Origin of the sequence: Pseudomonas sp. JR33AA (assembly GCF_021378985.1) — a bacterium.
Classification (GTDB): Bacteria; Pseudomonadota; Gammaproteobacteria; order Pseudomonadales; family Pseudomonadaceae; genus Aquipseudomonas; species Aquipseudomonas alloputida.
On the sequence record NZ_JAJSAW010000001.1, the window covers coordinates 373,495 to 390,529 of the forward strand.

At 62.5% G+C, this 17,035-nt stretch carries 15 protein-coding genes; 5 read left to right on the top strand and 10 right to left on the bottom strand.

Annotation, left to right across the window (positions count from 1 at the left end):
• Positions 1-28 precede the first annotated feature (28 nt).
• On the bottom strand, positions 29-2,179 hold the full coding sequence (locus LVS58_RS01625; protein WP_233689617.1) for a dermonecrotic toxin domain-containing protein: 2,151 nt from the start codon (positions 2,177-2,179) through the stop codon (positions 29-31).
• A gap of 177 nt (positions 2,180-2,356) precedes the next feature.
• On the opposite strand from LVS58_RS01625, the gene LVS58_RS01630 reads away from it, so the two are divergent.
• The 4 genes from LVS58_RS01630 (at position 2,357) to trxC (ending at position 9,637) form a co-directional block, all read left to right on the top strand.
• Complete coding sequence (locus LVS58_RS01630) at positions 2,357-4,099, top strand: potassium/proton antiporter (RefSeq protein WP_233689618.1); 1,743 nt, start codon at positions 2,357-2,359, stop codon at positions 4,097-4,099.
• A 35-nt stretch (positions 4,100-4,134) separates the two neighbouring features.
• Positions 4,135-7,443, top strand: coding sequence for a mechanosensitive channel MscK (mscK, locus tag LVS58_RS01635; RefSeq protein ID WP_233689619.1), 3,309 nt, complete (start codon positions 4,135-4,137; stop codon positions 7,441-7,443).
• A gap of 183 nt (positions 7,444-7,626) precedes the next feature.
• A complete protein-coding gene (selO, locus tag LVS58_RS01640; RefSeq protein ID WP_233689620.1) occupies positions 7,627-9,087 on the top strand; it encodes a protein adenylyltransferase SelO in 1,461 nt (486 codons plus the stop codon).
• A gap of 115 nt (positions 9,088-9,202) precedes the next feature.
• Positions 9,203-9,637 carry a thioredoxin TrxC gene (gene trxC / locus LVS58_RS01645; RefSeq protein WP_233689621.1) on the top strand — a complete coding sequence of 145 codons (435 nt, stop codon included), beginning with the start codon at positions 9,203-9,205 and terminating at the stop codon, positions 9,635-9,637.
• On the opposite strand, the gene LVS58_RS01650 is transcribed toward trxC, so the two are convergent.
• Both LVS58_RS01650 and LVS58_RS01655 read right to left on the bottom strand, forming a co-directional pair.
• Positions 9,634-10,407: a ParA family protein gene (locus LVS58_RS01650; RefSeq protein WP_233689622.1), complete on the bottom strand. Its 774-nt coding sequence runs from the start codon at positions 10,405-10,407 to the stop codon at positions 9,634-9,636. The genes trxC and LVS58_RS01650 overlap by 4 nt on opposite strands.
• Before the next feature lie 76 nt (positions 10,408-10,483).
• A complete protein-coding gene (locus LVS58_RS01655) occupies positions 10,484-11,383 on the bottom strand; it encodes a LysR family transcriptional regulator (protein ID WP_003249165.1) in 900 nt (299 codons plus the stop codon).
• Between the two features lie 166 nt (positions 11,384-11,549).
• Between LVS58_RS01655 and LVS58_RS01660 the strand changes: the two genes are divergently transcribed.
• On the top strand, positions 11,550-12,737 hold the full coding sequence (locus LVS58_RS01660; protein WP_233689860.1) for an MFS transporter: 1,188 nt from the start codon (positions 11,550-11,552) through the stop codon (positions 12,735-12,737).
• 19 nt (positions 12,738-12,756) lie between these two features.
• On the opposite strand, the gene gspM is transcribed toward LVS58_RS01660, so the two are convergent.
• The 7 genes from gspM to gspG are packed head-to-tail and all read right to left on the bottom strand — an operon-like array spanning position 12,757 to position 17,034.
• Positions 12,757-13,227: a type II secretion system protein GspM gene (gspM, locus tag LVS58_RS01665; protein ID WP_233689623.1), complete on the bottom strand. Its 471-nt coding sequence runs from the start codon at positions 13,225-13,227 to the stop codon at positions 12,757-12,759.
• Entirely contained in the window at positions 13,224-14,339 is a 1,116-nt protein-coding gene (gspL, locus tag LVS58_RS01670) for a type II secretion system protein GspL (protein ID WP_233689624.1), read from the bottom strand. Before gspL ends, gspM begins: the two co-directional genes overlap by 4 nt.
• Positions 14,332-15,189, bottom strand: a complete 858-nt coding sequence (locus LVS58_RS01675; RefSeq protein WP_233689625.1) for a general secretion pathway protein GspK — start codon at positions 15,187-15,189, stop codon at positions 14,332-14,334. The genes gspL and LVS58_RS01675 overlap by 8 nt, the downstream gene beginning before the upstream one ends.
• Positions 15,186-15,779: a type II secretion system minor pseudopilin GspJ gene (gene gspJ, locus LVS58_RS01680; RefSeq protein WP_233689626.1), complete on the bottom strand. Its 594-nt coding sequence runs from the start codon at positions 15,777-15,779 to the stop codon at positions 15,186-15,188. Before gspJ ends, LVS58_RS01675 begins: the two co-directional genes overlap by 4 nt.
• On the bottom strand, positions 15,766-16,149 hold the full coding sequence (gene gspI, locus LVS58_RS01685) for a type II secretion system minor pseudopilin GspI (protein ID WP_233689627.1): 384 nt from the start codon (positions 16,147-16,149) through the stop codon (positions 15,766-15,768). Before gspI ends, gspJ begins: the two co-directional genes overlap by 14 nt.
• Positions 16,127-16,591 carry a type II secretion system minor pseudopilin GspH gene (gspH, locus tag LVS58_RS01690; protein WP_233689628.1) on the bottom strand — a complete coding sequence of 155 codons (465 nt, stop codon included), beginning with the start codon at positions 16,589-16,591 and terminating at the stop codon, positions 16,127-16,129. The genes gspI and gspH overlap by 23 nt, the downstream gene beginning before the upstream one ends.
• Complete coding sequence (gspG, locus tag LVS58_RS01695; RefSeq protein WP_233689629.1) at positions 16,588-17,034, bottom strand: type II secretion system major pseudopilin GspG; 447 nt, start codon at positions 17,032-17,034, stop codon at positions 16,588-16,590. Before gspG ends, gspH begins: the two co-directional genes overlap by 4 nt.
• Position 17,035: the final 1 nt, after the last annotated feature.

The following is a 17,035-nucleotide window of genomic DNA, read 5'->3' on the forward strand; positions in this document are numbered from 1 at the left end:
GCCGCGCAGCGGCCCCTTTCACGTTTGCTCAGGTGGGCAGCGCAAAGAACGTGCGCATCAACGAATCATCCTCGGCGCCCAGTCGCCCCGCCAGTGCCTGGCGATCGAACAGCTTTCCTGTGCGCATGTCACGCACGGCCTTCCCGCTTGGCGCCTGCGCCAGTGCCTTCAGGTACACCTCCGTAAAGCGATAATTGTGCCCTTGAACGGCCGTCACCTTTTCCACTTGCAGGTAGCGCCCGGGCATCATCAAAGACTCCGCTTCATCCGGTCGCCTTGAGAAGGGTCCGATAGGCGTCGCCTGCATGTCCTCGCCCGGTTCCAATACATACACCAACGCATTTTCATCAAAAGCCCCCCTGCCGCTGACCTGGGTCTGCGGGTCGTTGAAAACTTCCCAGAGGGCATAGGGGTTTTCCGTGAATGACGTGAAGTCGGTGGTCACCAGCACGTCACCCACTTCAATGGCACCCTCGCCAACTGCCTGAAAACCCGTACCCCGCAGGCTGGAGGCAGCCCGATACAGCCTCACCTGATTACTGACGCCAATTTGCCCGAGCGCGCGGGCAAGGTCGTGGCTGCGCTGGATATTCCCCGCGCGAGTGCCCTCCAGCGGCATACCCCGCCACAGGTTGTTGTAACGCTCCGGCGAGCTGGTGTACTCGGCAATGGCGGGCGAACCAAAACCATGCTCATCGCGATACACGGGGTAAGGCTCACTGAATGCATCCAGATACTCGCCATGGGGCCCCACGGCATCGAGATCAGTCCACGGAACCGCGCCCAACAGGGCTTCCTGGCGGGCCAGCGCCTGATCCGACACCGCCAGCAGGTCGTCTGCCGCCGGCGCCATGTAAAGCCCCCAATCGACCTTGGCAGCGGAGGCTTGCGCCTGACCAGTCACGCGCGGTGGGACGTGGCCATCAGTGAACAGCTCGCTGGCACGCATCATGGCTATATCGAGCAGGATGAACAGGATATCTGTCAGTACTGACCACCAGGCTGCCGTGCGCCAGGCCTGCTTGCCATTGATTGCCCGGTCCAGGTGCAGAGCCAGGCTTGCAGTGCCCAGACCGAGCGATGCCAATACCACTGGCCAGCCAAGCGGCGCCATCGGCGCAACGATGAAACTCGCAGCTTGCAAGCCTGCCAACCAATCGGCCTTGCGCAGCTGTGCGTTGGTGGTCAGCCGTTCGTGGGCGTCGCTGGTCAGGTCATCCATGACCGAATCGCGCAGACGAACGAACAGGTCACCTTCAACGGCCTGCCCGGAAATCGCGGTATTACCCCGCGATTGTACGAGCAACTTGAAGTAATGGCGTAAACGCGGGCGTAGCGCCTGCGCCAGCATCCCGTCCCCGACGAACAGCCTGGCCAGCCGCTCTCTCCCCGCAGTTGTGGTGGCCTGGTCAGCCATCCACTCCTGAAATGCATGGCGGTCGTCAAATACCTGCACCACCGCCTGTGCATCGACAAGATACAGGCACAACCTGCCACTCTTCAGCTTGTACAAAAACATCAGTTTGGCGCTGATACTGCCGATGACGAGTGTGCTCCATCCAGACGAGACATTTGCCTGCCTGGCCAATCGCAAGCCTTGCACGGTAGCTGGCAGTGCGGCTACAGCGACTGTCCTGCCCATCAGTTCCTGACGCTCAGGTTGGCTCAACACGGATTGGCCCACAGCAGCAATGAAGCGGGCGCGGGCCAACACACAGTAGTCTTCGCCATGGCGTGACCGAAATGTGCCCAGCAACTGGGTATAGCGCCCCGCAAAGTCCAGCTGCCAGAACGCGTTCAGTACCTGCTGTGGATCGAGCCGCACTTCGTTGCGCTCGTCATACGCGGTGTGGCTGGCATCTACCCGGTAGAAGCCACCATAGAGGCTCAACTCGTCAGCACTGGCCTGCTGCTGTGGGCTGAATCGCTGGATGACCAGTTCGGTAAGGCTAAGAGACCGCCGTGGCGGCCCATTGTGGCGCCAGCCGGTGAAGCTCAACGCACTACTGGTCGCCGACTGGAACTCGTGCCAGTAAATCCCGTCCGGATCCAGCCAATAGCCCAGCTGGCGTCGAAGCACATGGCCCGCCGCCTGGCGTGCCAGCCCATGCAAGTCGGGAAACTGACCCAGCAGGCGCTGGGCCACCTTGGCGAGAGAAAGCGTTTCATGATCGTTCATCGTATCGGGCTGCCTGAAAGTGGGTGCACCACTACAACGACAAGCCGTAGCAGGGATGCGGTATCGCTTTACAGCCCGCATCGGCCTCAGGTTAGAATCGATTGGCACGCGACCTGCTAGCTTTTGCTGAAAAATGCGCTACCACGTCCCTTCCCCGCTGTCTCGGAGTACCTGCCTTTGGATGCAAGCACCATCAACAGCCTGTTCCTGATCGGCGCATTGCTGGTGGGTGCAAGTATCCTGGTCAGCTCGCTGTCGTCGCGCCTGGGTATTCCTATTCTGGTCATCATCCTCGCCGTCGGTATGGTCGCCGGTGTCGATGGTGGCGGCATCATCTTCAACAATTACCCAACCGCCTATCTGGTGGGCAACCTGGCACTGGCCGTCATCCTGCTTGACGGTGGCCTGCGTACGCGGGTGGCAAGCTTCCGCGTAGCGCTGTGGCCGGCGCTGTCACTGGCCACGGTCGGGGTGATGATCACCACCGCCCTCACCGGCTTGGTTGCCGCCTGGCTGTTCAACCTGAGCCTGATTCAGGGCCTGCTGATCGGTGCGATCGTCGGCTCTACCGACGCCGCTGCAGTGTTCTCGCTGCTCGGCGGCAAAGGCCTGAACGAGCGGGTTACGGCTACCCTGGAGATCGAGTCGGGCAGCAACGACCCGATGGCGGTGTTTCTCACTGTCACCTTGATCGACATGATCGCCAGCGGCCAGACAGGGCTGCATTGGGGCCTGCTGGGTCACTTGCTGCGTGAGTTCGGTATCGGCGGGTTGCTGGGCCTGGGCGGCGGCTGGCTGATGCTGCAACTGGTCAACCGCATCAATCTTGCCGGCGGCCTGTACCCCATTCTGGTGGTGGCCGGCGGCCTGGTAGTGTTCTCGCTGACCAACGCCCTGCATGGTAGCGGCTTCCTCGCCGTTTACCTGTGCGGCCTGGTGCTGGGCAACAGGCCGATCCGTAGCCGCCATGGCATCCTGCATATGCTCGACGGCATGGCCTGGCTGGCCCAGATCGGCATGTTCCTGGTGCTGGGGTTGCTGGTCACGCCGCACGACCTGCTGCCCATCGCCCTGCCGGCACTGGGCCTGGCGCTGTGGATGATCCTGGTGGCGCGGCCACTGTCGGTGGTCGCGGCCCTGCTGCCGTTCAAGGCTTTTCACGGCCGCGAAAAGGGCTTCATTTCGTGGGTCGGCCTGCGCGGTGCGGTACCGATCATTCTGGCGGTGTTTCCGCTGATGGCGGGCCTGCCAGACGCCCAGCTGTTCTTCAACCTGGCGTTCTTCATCGTGCTGGTGTCACTGCTGGTGCAAGGCACCAGCCTGCCGTGGATGGCCAAGCTGCTGAAAGTGACCGTACCGCCAGACCCGGCGCCGATTTCCCGCTCAGCCCTGGAGGTGCACATCACCAGCGAGTGGGAAATGTTCGTCTATCGCCTGGGCGCCGAAAAGTGGTGCATCGGTGCGGCCCTGCGCGAGCTGAAGATGCCCGAAGGCACGCGGATTGCCGCGCTGTTCCGTGGCGAGCAACTGCTTCACCCCTCGGGCAGCACCGTGCTGGAAGTGGGCGACATGCTCTGCGTGATCGGCCACGAGCACAACCTGCCGGCCCTCGGCAAGTTGTTCAGCCAGGCGCCACAGCGTGGCCTGGACCTGCGTTTCTTCGGCGACTTCGTGCTCGAAGGCGATGCCGAGCTGGGGGCGGTTGCTGCGTTGTACGGCCTGAAGCTCGATGGCCTCGACGCGAAAATGCCGCTGGCGCAGTTCATCCGACAGAAGGTCGGAGGCGCTCCAGTAGTAGGGGACCAGGTCGAATGGCATGGCACGATCTGGACCGTGGCAACCATGGACGGGAACAAGATCCAGAAAGTAGGCGTCAGATTCCCCGAAGGAACGCGACCCGGACCAGGATTGTTCCTCTAAACTTCGTTTCAGCCGGATCCACAAGTAGTCTGCCTATGTCCCTGCGCGTGTACCTTTGCACAGCCCTGCTCGGGTTGTGCCTGTCCCTTTCTTTTGCGGCTAGCGCGGCAGAAGCCCCGACCACCGCCAGTATCCAGAACAGCCTCGACAAGATCGCCGAGCGCAAGCTGCCCGAGGCAGACCAGAAGGCGCTGCAGCAGGTGCTCGAACAAACGTTGAGCCTGCTTGCTGCCAAGGAAGACAACGAAAAGAAACTGGCTGCACTCAAGCAGCAACTGAGCAGTGCCCCCAAGGAGACCAGCGACAGCCAGAAGGAGTTGGCCAGGCTCAAGGAAACCAAGGCGCAACCGGTGGCACAGCGCTACGCCAACCTCACTGTGCCACAGCTTGAACAGATGCTCAGCGAACGCAACACGCTGCAGGGCGAGCTGCAAAAGGCGCTGTCTGAAGCCAACAGCCTGATCATCAACTCGCAAACCCGCCCCGAGCGCGCCCAGGCCGAAATCAGCAGCAGCCAGACGCGTACCCAGCAGATCAACAACATCCTCAAGACCGGCAAGGACGGTGGTAAAGCCATCAATGCCGACCAGCGCAACCAGCTCAACGCCGAGCTGGCTTCGCTCAACGCGCTGACCCTGCTGCGCCGCCAGGAACTGGCCGGCAACAGCCTGCTGCAAGACCTTGGCAATGCGCGTCACGACCTGCTGGTCGAGCGCGCTGCGCGCCTGGAGCAGGAAATCCAGGACCTGCAGACGCTGATCAACGCCAAACGCCTGGCCCAGTCCCAGGAAGCTGTCACCCAGCAATCGATCGAGGCTCAGAAGGCCGGCGGCAGCAGCCTGCTGGCCACTGAAAGCGCGATCAACCTCAAGCTTTCCGACTACCTGCTCAAAAGCACCGATCGCCTTAACGAACTGACCCAGCAGAACCTGCGCACCAAGCAGCAACTCGACAGCCTGACCCAGGCCGACCAGGCGCTTGACGAGCAGATCAACGTGCTCAAGGGAAGCCTGCTGCTGTCGAAGATTCTCTATAAGCAGAAGCAGACCCTGCCGCACCTGAAGGTCGACCGCGACCTGGCCGACCAGATCGCCGACACCCGCCTGTACCAGTTCGAAGTCAACCAGCAGCGCGAGCAGATGAGCAGCCCGGTCACCTACGTCGACAAGCTGCTGGCGGCGCAACCACAGGAAGATGTGACCCCGCAGCTGCGCAAGGCCCTGCTGGAAGTGGCCATCACCCGCAGCGACCTGTTGGAGCGGCTGAACCGCGAGCTGTCGGCGCTGCTCAACGAGTCTATCACCCTGCAGCTCAACCAGAAGCAGCTGCTGGGCACCGCGCAGAGCCTGCGCACCACCCTTGACGAGCAAATGTTCTGGATCCCCAGCAACAAGCCGCTGGACTGGGACTGGCTGCAATACGTGCCAGAGCGCCTGGCCGACCAGGTCGCCAACCTGCCATGGGGCTCCAGCCTGAAAGAGCTGGCCGATGGCCTGAGCCAGCGGCCGTTGTTGTTCCTGCCGCTGCTTTTGGTGATCGGCGCGCTGTTGTGGCGGCGCAAATACCTTTACCAACGGTTAGGCAAAGTGCACCAGGATATCGGCCACTTCCGCCGTGACAGCCAATGGCACACGCCCCAGGCAATCCTTATCAACATTCTGCTGGCGATGCCGGTCAGCCTTGGCCTGGCGCTGTGCAGCTACGCCCTGCAGATCGACGCCCGCGGGCAGAACGCCAACCTGGGCGCCGCACTCTGGCAACTGGCCCAGGCCTGGCTGGTGTTCTACACCGCCTACCGTATTCTCGCTCCCGGTGGCGTGGCGGAAGTCCACTTCCGCTGGCACAAACCGCAGGTCGAATTCCTGCGCGGCTGGGTTCGCCGCCTGGGCACCGTGGTGCTGGCACTGGTCGGCGTGGTGGCGGTGGCCGAGCACCAGCCTTCGGCACTGGCAGACGACGTATTGGGCATCGGCGTGGTGCTGGCCTGCTATGCGCTGATGGCCTGGCTGCTCAGCCGTCTGCTGCTCAGCAGCCCGGCACACCGTGACACCTCGCTGTTCCGCAGGGCGGTGGGGGTAGCATTCACTGCCCTGCCCATCGCCCTGTTCGTCGCCGTATGCTTCGGCTACTACTATACCGCACTGAAGCTTACCGACCGACTCATCTACACCCTGTACCTGCTGCTGTTCTGGCTGGTGATCGAGGCCGCCTTCGTGCGCGGTCTGTCGGTAGCTGCACGACGCCTGGCCTACCAGCGTGCGTTGACCAAGCGTGCGGCGGCCAAGGAAGGGCTGGATGGCGAAGTCATCACCGAAGAGCCAACGCTGGATATCGAACAGGTCAACCAGCAGTCGCTGCGCCTGATCCGCTTGGCCCTGCTCGGTGGCTTCATCGCCGGCCTGTACTGGGTATGGGCCGACCTGATCTCGGTGTTCGCCTACCTCAACAACTTCGTCCTCTACGAATACACCAGCGGCACCGGCGCCGCCGCCAGCATGGTACCGATCAGCCTCGGCGACCTGCTCGGCGCGCTGGTGATCGTCGGCATCACCTTCGCCCTGGCCGGCAACTTGCCAGGCCTGCTGGAAGTACTGGTGCTGTCTCGCCTGAACCTGGCCCAGGGCAGTGCCTACGCCACCACCACGCTGCTGTCGTACACCATCGTCGGCATCGGCATCGTCAGCACCCTGTCGACCCTGGGGGTGAGCTGGGACAAGCTACAATGGCTGGTGGCCGCGCTGTCAGTAGGGCTGGGCTTCGGCATGCAGGAAATCTTCGCCAACTTCATCTCCGGCATCATGATCCTGTTCGAGCGCCCGGTACGGATTGGCGACACCATCACCATCGGCAACCTGTCGGGCACGGTGAGCAAGATCCGCATCCGTGCCACCACCATCACCGACTTCGACCGCAAGGACATCATCGTCCCCAACAAGACCTTCATCACGGGCCAACTGATCAACTGGTCGCTGACCGATACGGTCACCCGGGTAACGCTGAAGCTGGGCATCGACTATGGCTCAGACCTCGACCTGGTGCGCGACCTGCTGCTCAAGGGCGCGCATGAGAACCCGCGCGTGCTCAAGGATCCGGAACCGATCGTGTACTTCCTCAACTTCGGCGAAAGCTCGCTGGACCACGAGCTGCGCATGCACGTACGTGACCTGGGCGACCGCAACCCGACGCTGGACGAGATCAACCGCTACATCAACCGCGAGTTCAAGGCCCACAACATCAAGATCTCGGTACGCCAGGTAGAGGTGTTCCTAATGGACGCGAAGGGCAGCAAACAGCAACTGATTCCGATGGAACAGCCCAAATCGGATGGCACTGCTTCGGCCTGAATGGGCTCGAATACTTTATTCTGTGCAAGATTGCTGCGAGGGCTTTGCCCTCGTTCGCGGGTGAACCCGCTCCTACAAAGAACATGCAGCGCCTGAAAGCAGTGCGGTCCCTGTGTAGGAGCGGGTTTACCCACGAAGGGCCCCCAAGCGGCCCCATTGGCACCGATTCCAAGGAGCAGTCCCGTGAAAGCCCTCGACCAACTCATCTTCGACAACCGCTTCGCCCGCCTGGGCGATGCGTTCTCCACCCAGGTGCTGCCCGAGCCCATTGCAGACCCGCGCCTGGTGGTAGCGAGCGAGTCGGCCATGGCGCTGCTCGACCTCGACCCCACCCAAGCCGAACTGCCGGTGTTCGCCGAACTGTTCAGCGGCCACAAGCTGTGGGAAGAGGCCGACCCTCGGGCGATGGTTTATTCCGGCCACCAGTTCGGCTCGTACAACCCACGTCTGGGCGACGGACGTGGCCTGCTGCTGGCCGAAGTGCTCAACGACGCAGGCGAACACTGGGACCTGCACCTCAAGGGCGCCGGCCAGACCCCCTACTCCCGCATGGGTGACGGCCGCGCCGTGTTGCGCTCGTCGATTCGCGAGTTTCTTGCCTCCGAAGCCCTGCACGCCCTGGGCATCGCTACCAGCCGGGCACTGTGCGTCATCGGTTCCAGCACCCCGGTGTGGCGCGAAACCCGTGAAAGCGCGGCCATGCTGACGCGTTTGGCGCAGAGCCATGTGCGTTTCGGTCATTTCGAGTACTTCTACTACACCAAGCAGCCCGAGCAGCAGCGCGTGCTGATCGACCATGTGCTGGAACAGCACTATCCCGAATGCCGTGACGCCGAGCAGCCCTACCTCGCCATGTTCCGCACCATCGTCGAGCGCAATGCCGAACTGATCGCCCGCTGGCAGGCCTATGGCTTCTGCCACGGTGTGATGAACACCGATAACATGTCGATCCTCGGCATCACCTTCGATTTTGGCCCCTACGCGTTCCTGGATGACTTCGACGCCAACTTCATCTGCAACCACTCCGACGATCGAGGCCGCTACAGCTACGCCAACCAAGTGCCCATCGCCCACTGGAACCTCAGCGCACTGGCCCAGGCACTGACCACCGTGATCGAAGTTGAGCCACTGAAGGAAGCGCTGGGTCTGTTCCTGCCGCTGTACCAGGCCCATTACCTGGACCTGATGCGCCGGCGCCTGGGGCTGACCACTGCCGAAGATGACGACATGGCGCTGGTCGAGCGCCTGCTACAGTGCATGCAACGCGGTGGCGTGGACTACAGCCTGTTCTTCCGCAAATTGGGTGAGCAGCCGGTGGCCGAGGCGCTGAAGGTGGCGCGCGATGACTTTATCGACCTGGCCGGCTTCGATGTCTGGGCCGCGGACTACCTGGCCCGCTGTGGGCGTGAACCCGGCAATGCCGAAGGCCGCCGTGAGCGGATGCATGCGGTGAACCCGCTGTACGTGTTGCGCAACTACCTGGCACAGAAAGCCATCGAAGCGGCCGAGGCGGGGGACTACAGTGAAGTTCGACGGCTGCACCAAGTCCTGACTAGGCCTTTCGAGGAACAGCCCGGGATGCAAGCCTATGCCGAGCGACCGCCGGAGTGGGGCAAGCACCTGGAAATCACCTGCTCTTCCTGATTAGCGCCGCACCCTGAGCGGTTTTACCGGTGAAGCCGATGCCACGCACCGCGTCGCATTCTTCGCGGGTGAACCCGCTCCTACAGGGAACCGCGATAGAACTACTGGAGATGAAATGACCGCCCCACTGGTAATACCCTGCCCCCACTGCAACGGCCTCAACCGCCTGCCCGCCGAGCGCCTGGGCGATGCGCCCAAATGCGGTCGCTGCAAACAGGACGTGCTGTTGAGCACCCCTTTCACGCTTACCGAAGCCAGCTATGCCAGCCAGATCAAAGGCGACCTGCCGCTGCTGGTCGACATCTGGGCCGACTGGTGCGGCCCGTGCAAGTCATTCGCGCCCACCTTTGAGGAGGCCGCCCGAAAGCTCGCTGGCCGCTGCCGCCTGGCCAAGCTCGACAGCGAAGCCAACCGTAACCTCGCAGGGCAACTGGGCATACGCTCGATCCCCAGCCTGCTGCTGTTCAAGAACGGCCGCGAAATCAGCCGCCAGGCCGGGGCGTTCCCACTCCAGTCGCTGCTGGAGTGGCTGCGTAGCCAAGGGGTTTAAGCGTTTTCTTCAAGCAGCGAATGCAGCTCGACAAACTGCTGAGTCAGCTTGTGCCGCGGCTCCAGGTGAATCAGCGGCAGGCTGGCGTGGTGCGATTCGCGCATTTTCACCGAGCTGCCCAAGTACACCGGCAGCACAGGCAACCCCTCGGCCAGCAGCTCGTCGAGCATCTGCTGCGGCAGGCTGGCACGTGACTGGAACTGGTTGACCACGATGCCTTCGACCAGCAGGTCTTCGTTGTGGTCTTCCTTGAGGTCTTCGATCTCGGCCAGTAGGCCATACAGGGCCTGGCGCGAAAAACTGTCGCAGTCGAACGGAATCAGCACGCGATTGGCGGCGATCAGCGCAGAAACCGCATAGAAATTAAGCGCCGGCGGGGTATCGATGTAGATACGATCGTAATCCTCGTCCAGCTCGTCGAGCAACTTGCGCAGCTTGTTGATCTTGTGTTTTGCCTCCAGCTTTGGCTGCAGGTCGGCCAGCTCGGCCGTGGCGGTGACAACATGCAGGTTGTCGAACGGGGTTTCGTAGATATCGACCTTGTTCTTCTTGCTGAATGGCCCGCTGGAAAGGCTTTGCTTGAAGAAGTCGGCGATGCCCATCGGGATGTCCTCACCGGTCAGGCCGGTAAGGTATTGGGTCGAGTTCGCCTGGGCATCCAGGTCGATCAACAAGGTCCGGTAGCCTTCATTGGCACTGACCGCCGCCAGGTTGCAGGCAATGCTCGACTTGCCCACGCCACCTTTCTGATTGAACACCACGCGCCGCATGATTGACCTCCGTGTATCAACGAATGCCCGAGTATGTGGCGGCAGTGGGGCAATGACCAGTACCATTTGACCGGCATCACGCCTGACCGACCACCTGCCCTGTCAACAACTCGGCAAATGCCTTGGCCATCACCGAATGGCCGCGCTCACGCTGCACCAGCCACACCGCCGACATCGCCTCTTCATCGAGCAAGGTGCGGTACACCACCCCTTCTATGCGCATGCGCTGGAACGACGCCGGCAGCACCGATACCCCCAGCCCCGCCGAGACCAGGCCGATGATGGTCATCGCTTCCCCTGCCTCTTGCGCAAAATGGGGGCTGAAACCCGCATGCCGCGCCAGGCTCAGCAATTGTGCATGCAAGCCGCTGCCATAACTGCGCGGGAAGAACACGAAGGGCTCAGGGGCCAACGCCGCCATGTAGACGCCTTGCTCAGTGCCCTCAGCCAGCGGATGCGAGGCATTGATCACCGCCACCAACGGTTCTCGGAACAACTCGGTGGCCACCAACCCCTCCGGCAGCGGCATCGGCCGCATCAACCCCACCTCGATGGACTCGTCGAACACCCCTTCGGCAACATCACGGCTGCTCATTTCCTTGAGGTTCAGGTGCACTGCCGGAAAGCGCTGACGGAAGGCATGAATGGCCTTGGGGATTTTCGAAGTGAACGGAGCCGAGGAGGTGAAACCGATTTTCATCTCGCCCAGCTCGCCCAACTGCGCACGCCGTGCGACATCCGCGGCCTTCTCCACCTGCGCCAATACCTGGCGCGCTTCCTCGAGGAACAAGCGCCCGGCCTCGCTCAATTCGACGCGACGGTTGGTACGATCGAATAACCGAGCCCCCAACTCCTGCTCCAGGGCCTGGATCTGCTGACTCAAGGGCGGCTGGGAAATACCCAGTTGCTGGGCGGCGCGGCCGAAGTGCAGCTCTTCGGCCACAGCAATGAAGTAACGCAGATGACGCAGTTCCATGACCCACTCCAAACAAGTCGCCAGACATCTCAAATAGGTCGAACAATATATTGGATCTAATCGTTAGCCAACTATATGCTTTTTTTCATTGCGCCAGAGGTACCCGCCCGTGAAAACTGCAGTAGCCCCCCTCCTCCTTGTGCCAGAGCCTGCCATCCTGACCGACATGTGGATAGAGAAAGGCACACCCGCCTTCATGAAAACCGTGCTGGCCTTGTTCAGCGGCGGTTTTGCCACCTTCGCCTTGCTGTACTGCGTACAGCCGATGATGCCTCTGCTGTCCAGGGAGTTTGCCATCAACGCGGCGCAGAGCAGCCTGGTGCTGTCGGTGTCCACCGCCATGCTGGCGTTCGGCCTGCTGATTACCGGCCCTATTTCTGACCGCATCGGGCGTAAACCCGTGATGGTGTTCGCGCTGGTCTGTGCCGCCCTGTCCACCTTGGCCAGCGCAGTGATGCCCAGCTGGGAGCTGGTACTGGCCACCCGCGCATTGGTCGGCCTGTCACTGAGTGGCCTGGCGGCAGTGGCGATGACCTACCTGAGCGAAGAGATCCACCCGCAACACATTGGCCTGGCCATGGGCCTGTACATCGGCGGCAACGCGATTGGCGGCATGAGCGGGCGGCTCATCACGGGCGTATTGATCGACTTCGTCAGCTGGCACACGGCGATGCTGACCATTGGCGGCCTGGCCCTGGTGGCCGCGCTGGTGTTCTGGAAGGTGCTGCCGGAGTCACGCAATTTCCGCGCACAGGCGATGAACCCACGCAGCCTGCTGGACGGTTTTGTCATGCACTTCAAGGATGCAGGCCTGCCCTGGCTGTTCCTTGAGGCCTTCCTGCTGATGGGTGCCTTCGTCACCCTGTTCAACTACATCGGCTACCGCCTGCTGGCCGAGCCCTACCACATGAACCAGGCACTGGTCGGCTTGCTGTCGGTGGTCTACCTGTCGGGCATCTACAGTTCGGCGCAGGTCGGTGCCTTGGCGGACAAGCTGGGCCGGCGCAAGGTGTTCTGGGCCAGTATCGTGGTAATGGCGGGTGGCTTGCTGATGACACTGGCAGGTCCGCTGGTGATGGTGATCGTGGGCATGCTGGTGTTCACCTTTGGCTTCTTTGGTGCGCACTCGGTGGCCAGCAGCTGGATCGGCCGCCGGGCGCTGAAGGCCAAGGGCCAGGCGTCGTCGCTGTACCTGTTCAGCTATTACGCCGGGTCCAGCGTGGCCGGCACGGCAGGCGGGATGTTCTGGCACCAGTGGGGCTGGAACGGGATCGGGCTGTTCATTGGCAGCTTGCTGGCGGTGGCATTGCTGGTGGCGTTGCACCTGAGCCGCCTGCCAGCCAAAGCAGCCTGAAGCCCCCGCGATGCGGGCTTCAACCTTCAGTCAGCGCCATGACCAGGTACACCTGCAGCTGTTCATCCACAACCTGCAACTGCAGGCGCTGAACCTGCCCGCCGTCCCGCTCCAGACCATGCAACCAGCCCAGCACAGCAGCTGGCGGGCCTTGCAGGTTGACATCCAACTGCCCATCCCTGGCCTCCAGGCCCGCAACCTGCAGGCCGGCAAGCCGGGCACGCTCGCTCAGGCTGGCAGGCGTGAACGGCTCTGAAGTGCCTGCCGATTGAGGCTGGCGTTGTGTAACACGTTTCAGTAGCGCAGCCAGCTCGTGTTCTTGCGCAAGGCGAGTGTCTGCATTTCTCAAACGGGTCTGGCTCGGTAACCAGGCCAGTTGCCAGACGACCACAAGGCCCACGGCCCAAAGTACCAGCGTCAGAATCGTGCGCCTGTGAGCTGGTAACTGCTGCCACTGGTGTACCAGCGCTTTTCCGTTCAAGCGTTTCATTGCACCTCCAGCCAGGAAAGGGTTGCCCGTACGCCCTCACCGACCTGCCGCGCGTGGCCCATCCGCACCCCAGGGGCACGCTGGCGAAGGCGCTCCAGGTCATCGAAACCTTGGGCGACGACGTCGATGCTCCAGCCATCTGGCGTACTGTCCTCAGCGCGCTCGATCGTAACGTTGCCAACACCTGCCAATTGGTCTGCAAACGTCGCCAGGCGCTCGACAGCAGTCGGTGGTCCGGGCTGTTGCTCCAGCGCCCTTACCTGAGCGACCAGATTAGCGCCAGGTGCCTGCCCGGGAGCCCAGCGTCCGAACACCAGCACATTGTCGGCATGCTGCAGTGAAGCTTGCTGCAGCAGCCAGCCGGCACGCAGGTAATCAGCCAGACATACCAGCAGCAGTGCTGCCAGCATGCTACCGGCCAAGGCCTGCCACGGCTGGCTACTGCGCTTTCGACGCATCGGGCCCTGACGCAGGTCCACCGCAGTGCCAACCCCTTCCATCAACCTGCCGACAGCACTGGCAACATGCTCGTCGCACAAAGCCTCGCCAGGCGACCCCGGCTCGGCCAGCCAGTGCCGGGGAGCCAAGCGGCGCGACAGCACCTGAGCCTGCTGGTCACTGACAGCCAGGCGTGTGCCGTGCGCCCCACCACCCAACAGCCAGCGGCCCTCGAACCATAGCGCGCAAGCCTCTTCAGTACCCAGCAGGTCGGCGTCTACATGCACGGCAACTGGGTCGATGCCCTGTGCCTGCAACATCGACATGAGGTGTCGACATTCCTCCAGCGCTACTGTCACGACTTGTCGGTAACCACCTGCGTCCGGGGGACCGAATGCCAAATGCAAGCTTTCCAGTGCCTCAGCCAACTGCTCCTCGGCGGCGTAAGCCAGCGACTCGCGCGTCGGGCGCCTGCCCGGCACCGGGTCGAGCTTGCTGCAACCGGCCATCTCCATCGGCAACACCAGTACCACGGCACTACCTGCCAGCCCCGCTGGGAGCGCCCCGAGAGTGGTTCGGCAGCGTTCGCCTTGCGCCGTGTGCAGCAGCACCGGCCACTGCAGCTCCGCTGCCGGCATGCCTTGCGCCAGTAAAAACAGGTAATGCCTACTCATCTGGCCTTAGCTCCGGTTGTGCAGAATAAGAACGTCGTATGACGCGCACCTGATGCGTGTTCAAATCGATTTCCAGGTCGCTGTAGAGGTACATCAGCCTGTTCGCCAGTACCGCCTGTACCTCCAGGCGGTACCATCGGCTCGTCACCGACAACCCATGGCTGTCGATGCCCAGACCGTCCAACGGGGGGAGTGCCAGGAAACGTTGCACAGTCGGGGTACCCTGCTCGGGGCGCTCGGCCACCAGCTGCCGCGCAACAGACAGTTCCACACCTTCGAGCGCAGCCAGCAACCGTGCCGAAGCCGTATTGATGTTCAGCCCCGCCGTGTGCGGCAGGACCGTCACCCAAGGCTGCAAACGCGCCAGGGCTTGAATGTCGATGCCTGGTAGCGCCCGCAGCTGGGAAGGGTCGAGCATGGGTTGCCCGAGCAGCGCATCGAGCGCTGGCGGCTCAATCTGCAGTGATCGGCAAAGGCGTTCCCAGCGCTCGAGCAAGATCGGGTTGGGTGGTCCGCCTGCCGTAAGGGCAGCAAGGTTGAATCGGCCTGAAAGGTCTTCCAGGCGATAGCGGAGCTGGCCTTCACCAAAATTCAGCTGACGGCTGCGCGCCCAAGGCTGGCCCAGGTGGGTCACCTGAAGCACAGTGGCAACCTGCTGCTTCACATGCCCCAGCGCATGACGCTCCCCGGCAAGTGCCAGCTTCAGCAACCGCGATGCTTCAATCTGCTGGCCCACACTGCCCAACATTCCCTGATGGCTGCGCAACATGCCGGCTACCAGGAACGACACCAGCGACATGGTCAGTAGTACGGTAATCAGCGCCAGGCCGCGCTGCTGCGAGCTTTTCACAGAGTGCCTCCGGCCAGCGGCAACACGCGGCGTATCGCCTGCAATCGTTTGGTCGACAACGTCACCTCAAGCGCCTGCGGCGGTTGCCGGGTGTGGACCGATGACCACTCGTGCTGCCAGCCCGCACCGACCGCATGCATGCGCCAACGCAACTCGACAACCCCCTCCAACAAACGCTGAGGCTGGCCCTGGCCATTCTCCAGCCCACGGCGCTGGCGCCACAGCACGCCTTCCGACAGCCAATATTCCACAACCTTCAGATCGCTTCGTGGTAATGGCTGGCTATCACGCTCCGCCCCCAGCAACCAGCTCACCCTGTGCTTTTCCAGCGCCACGCCATGACCGCTGTCCTTTGCCTTGCCCACATGCCAGTAGCCCTGCAAGGCATCACGCTGCATGACGCTCATGGCCCGGCCAAGGGCCCGCAATTCATCGGCCTGTGGCTGACGCACCGCGTCCGCCTGTAGCACTGCCGCCACCAGCTGGCTCGTGCCTGCGGCCAGCAGGGCAAATACAGCAATGGCCAGCAACAGTTCCAGCAGGGTGAAACCCCGCTGGCGGCAGGCCCGGTTGCCTTCATGGCAGAGCATTGCCGCCCTCCAGCCAACCCATGGCCTGGTGGAGCACCGTGCGATCTGCATCCAACCCCACGGTGATGGACACTTCGATCAACCCCACATCGATCAGGTGATGCCTCGACTCCCGCACGAACCAGGTGCGCTGGTCAAAAACAACTGTTTCGGCGCGCTGCCCCGCAACGGGCGGCGGGTTCAGGCCAAGCTCGGTCAAACGGTTATCAGCGATCCAGCTTGCGAACAACCGGTCGCGGGCACCCTGCGTTTGCGCCAGCACGTGCTGGCTGGCTGCAGTCACGGCCGCAGCCAATACGGCAAAAATCGCCAACGCCACCAGCACTTCTAACAAGGTGAAACCGCGTTCAGAGGTGAAGCCGGGGGTCATTCAGGCCATCGCTCGATACATAGGCAAGCAGCACGCCTGCCTCAAGGAAATACAACGAAAAAGGGGTGTACTCATCGCTACTGGCAAACGTGAGTTGCACTGTGTCCCCGTGCTTTGCAGGCCCTGCCGCCAGCCCGTCGACCTCCAGTCGCAGGCTCACGCCCAAGCTACGTCGCTGCCCTGTCGGCACCCAGGTTTGCCCCGTGCGTATCATCATCTGGTAGCCGTCAATATCGATGCGAATACCCAGGGTTTGCCCCCCGAGCACAGCTCGCTGCCTGGCCTGCTGAACCACCTGCAGGAACAACCCAGCCTCCTGACGCGCGATCCGCTGCGGATCGTGCCCGACCATCAAACCGCTCATACCCATGACAATGCCTGCCAGCACCAGTACCAACAGCAGTTCAAGGAGGGTAAAACCCTGTGAGCGGCGCCGGATCATTCGTCCCAGTTACCAATGTCTGCATCCAAGCCATCACCGCCCGCCTGGCCATCGGCGCCTAATGAGTACAGGTCGTAGCCCTGGCCCGAGCGAACTGCTGGGCTCGCGTACTGGTAAGGCGCCCCCCACGGGTCTGACGCGGCGCGCTTGAGATAGCCTTGGGCGTTCCAGTGGCGCGGCAGAGGCGCCACGCTCGGGCGCCGAACCAGCGCTTCCAGGCCTTGAGCTGTGGTTGGATAACGCCCGTTATCCAGCCGGTAGATCTCCAGCGCCGTGGAAATGGACTGGATATCGGTGCGCGCCGCCGTGACCTTGGCATGGTCCGGGCGGCTCATGACATTGGGCAGCACCAGCGCGCCGAGGACACCGAGGATGATGACCACGACCATGATTTCGATAAGGGTGAAGCCACGTTGCGAGTGACGTGCAGAGCCGTTGGGCATG